Annotated in this window: 3 protein-coding genes and 1 pseudogene; 3 read left to right on the forward strand and 1 reads right to left on the reverse strand. The window is 60.9% G+C overall.

Going from position 1 to position 2,996, the window contains the following annotated elements:
* Positions 1-1,486, reverse strand: a pseudogene (locus tag EN990_RS34975) (kinesin); the annotation flags it as partial.
* Positions 1,487-1,758: 272 nt separating this feature from the next.
* Here EN990_RS34975 and EN990_RS34980 point away from each other — a divergent pair.
* The 3 genes from EN990_RS34980 to EN990_RS34990 form a co-directional block, all read left to right on the forward strand.
* Positions 1,759-2,127: an Hpt domain-containing protein gene (locus EN990_RS34980; protein ID WP_023813039.1), complete on the forward strand. Its 369-nt coding sequence runs from the start codon at positions 1,759-1,761 to the stop codon at positions 2,125-2,127.
* A 111-nt stretch (positions 2,128-2,238) separates the two neighbouring features.
* The gene (locus EN990_RS34985) at positions 2,239-2,559 is read left to right on the forward strand and encodes a 2Fe-2S iron-sulfur cluster-binding protein (protein WP_013531878.1); all 321 of its coding nucleotides are present in this window, start codon (positions 2,239-2,241) and stop codon (positions 2,557-2,559) included.
* A 195-nt stretch (positions 2,560-2,754) separates the two neighbouring features.
* The coding region (locus EN990_RS34990; RefSeq protein WP_164766231.1) for an NAD(P)-binding protein at positions 2,755-2,996 on the forward strand (242 nt) is incomplete at its 3' end.

A 2,996-nucleotide genomic window follows, 5' to 3' on the forward strand; every position in this document is an offset into this window, starting at 1 on the left:
TGCCCTGATCGATCATCGCCGACAGCGTGTCCTTGCTCTCGGCGAAGGTGTGCGCGATTTCGCGGGCGCGCTCGACCAGCGTTTCATTGATCTGGCGGGCGCGGGCCTCGAGTGCCGCATTGAGCTTCTGCGTTCCGGTGTCGAGCGCCTCGGCGCGGGTCTGGAACTCGCTGATCAGCGCCTGGCCGCGTTCGGCGAGCGTGCGCTCGATGCCGTTGAGGCTGGCCTCGAATTCGGAATTGAGGGTGCGCGCGGCGCCGCCAAGCAGCGACACCATGCCGGTGGTGCGATCGTCGAGTAGATCGGTCAACGACCGCGTCAGTCCGTCCGTGGTGTCCGTCAGCTTGGCAATGCGGGTGTCGAGAAGGCTGGCGAAGGCCTCGCCCGAGGTCGACAGACGGTCGGTGATCGAATCGAGCCGGCCTTCGACGGAATCGAAGATCGACATCGAGCTTTCGTTGATGCGGTCGATCAGCGTGTCGCCGGAATTGGTGATCGTCATCGACAATTTGGTCGATGCATTGAGGATCGAGTCGCGAATGATGTCGGAAGCCGCGCCGATCTCGTCCTTCAGCGTCTCATGCGCGCCGGTAATCGAGGCGCGGACGCGCTCGGCATGGGTGACGACGGCTTCGCGCTCGCTGCCGAGGCCGTCGACCAGCGAACGGATGCGGGATTCATTCTCGGAATAGGAGCGTTCGATCTGGTTGACTTCGCTGTGGACAAGCGTTTCCAGTTCGACGGCGCGGGCAAGCGTGCGTTCGATGCCTTCGCCCATCGCCGCGACCTCGCGACGAACGGCCTGGCCGATCATCATGACGCGATCCTGGGCAAGGTTTTCCGGCTCGGTCAGGCGGAAGGCCACTTCGGTCATCGACTGTGCGGCGATGCGCATTTCCTGGGCGCGGCGAATCATGGCGGCGAAGGCCCAGAACAGGATGACAGGCACGATGGCCGCGACGGCGAGGCCGATCAGTTCCGGACGGGCGAGGAACTGGTCGAGCGTGCGGATTCTCCAAATGCTCGGTCCGAAAAGCAGATTGGCCAAACCACCGGCACCGGCGAACCAGGCGAGCGAAACGAAGGCGACGACCCAGTAAATGGTGTTCGAGGCACGCCTGTTGAGGCTGTGCAGGAGCGTCTTGTAATCCTTCTGGCGATCGTCATTGGCCGGCGCGAAACCTGCGGGCTGGGCGCCATTGCGCGGTTCCACGGGGCGCAATTCGGCAGGTTTGGCCTTGGGCGCGGGTTTCGCGGCCTGGTTTTGGTTGACCACCGGCTCCGGGTTCTGTTCCGGCTTATGATTGCGTCCCTCGCGCGCCAGCTCGTCGGCCGCCTGGGATATCTGCGCTTCAAGATCCTCCATCGAAGCCGCGATATCGAGGTCGCCGCTGCCGATCTCATTGCTGAGGTCGAGATCGAGCGCCTTTTCCAGTTCCCTGGCCACTTCGCTGTCGAGAGTTCTCGTCGTCGGTTTCTTTGCCATGCCTTCGCTACCCTGTACTAGCTGCCGCGGGCTTATAATTTTGTTTGTCTTGCCCCGCGCAGGAGGCTGAAAATGGACCCCTCGTATCGTAATGACACAGGGGGGTAAAGAAAACATGCATTCCGCGGGATACGTAAAACTTTAAATATAAGGTTAACGGAACTGTGATTTGGACGCCGCTTTGGCAACATTTTTCCGGGCCATTCATTAACCCGTTGTCCATTGGATTCGCCTAGGTTTTTGGGCGAGTCGAAGAAACGGAGTTCGAGTTCATGCGTGGCGAAAGCGGCATCGCCTTCTCAATGCCCGGGGGAGATGTATCCGGACCAAGACGGTCACGGCCGGTCGATTTGGCACACCTTGCCCGCCAGACGATGGGTGACCGCAGCCTAGAGCAAGAGGTTCTGGCGCTATTTGTACAGCAGGCGCTGTCCGTGCGCGACAGAATAGTCGACGCCGATATCAAGGACCGGCTTCTGCTCGCCCATGGATTAAAGGGTTCGGCACGGGGCGTGGGCGCCTTTGCCATCGCCGATTGCGCCACCGAGATCGAGCACCGGCCGGAAGACGGCCAGACGCTCAAGCGGCTTGGTACGCTGATCGACGAAGTGCGCGATTTCATCGCCGCCATCAACCGCTGAATCCGCGCCGAATCCGATTTGCGGAAAAACGTCATCGGGCGGCGCTTTCATGCGGCAGTTGACTTGTCAGCCGGAGTGATTATCTCGGCTGCAACTCCCTTCAGGTGACAAATGACCAAGCTGACTTTCATTGCCCATGACGGCACGCATTTCGACATGGACGCCGAGAACGGCTCTACGGTCATGGAGAACGCGATCCGCAACGCCGTGCCCGGGATCGAAGCCGAATGCGGCGGTGCCTGCGCCTGTGCCACCTGTCACGTCTATGTCGACGAAGCCTGGACGGCTGAAGTCGGCGAGCCGGAAGCGATGGAAGAGGACATGCTGGACTTCGCCTACGACGTCCAGCCCAATTCGCGCCTGTCATGCCAGATCAAGGTCCGCGATGCGCTTGACGGCTTGGTCGTGCGGGTGCCTGCCCGCCAGGGATAAGCGCAACCTTTTTGCCAACTGATTTTTCCCGCTGTGGCTTGGCAGCGGGGCGATGGTCATGCAGTGTCCTGCTGTTTCACCACAGCGCCGCGCGTCCTCTTGGACGCGCAACGGACGCTGTAGCACTTTTATTTGCGCATGATCCTTTCCGAAAATCGTTCCGATTTTCGGGGTCATGCGCAGCGAGGCACAGGCATGACCGACATCACCAGGACAGACGTGCTTATTGTCGGGGCAGGGCCGGTCGGCCTGTTTGCCGTGTTCGAGCTCGGCCTGTTCGACATGAAGTGCCACCTGATCGACATTCTCGATCGGCCGGGCGGCCAATGCGCGGAACTTTATCCGGAAAAGCCGATCTACGACATTCCAGGCTGGCCTTCGATCTCGGCGCAGGGGCTGGTCGACAAATTGCTCGAGCAGATCGCGCCGTTCAAGCC

Origin of the sequence: Mesorhizobium sp. M7A.F.Ca.US.005.03.1.1 (assembly GCF_003997975.1) — a bacterium.
Classification (GTDB): domain Bacteria; phylum Pseudomonadota; class Alphaproteobacteria; order Rhizobiales; family Rhizobiaceae; genus Mesorhizobium; species Mesorhizobium ciceri.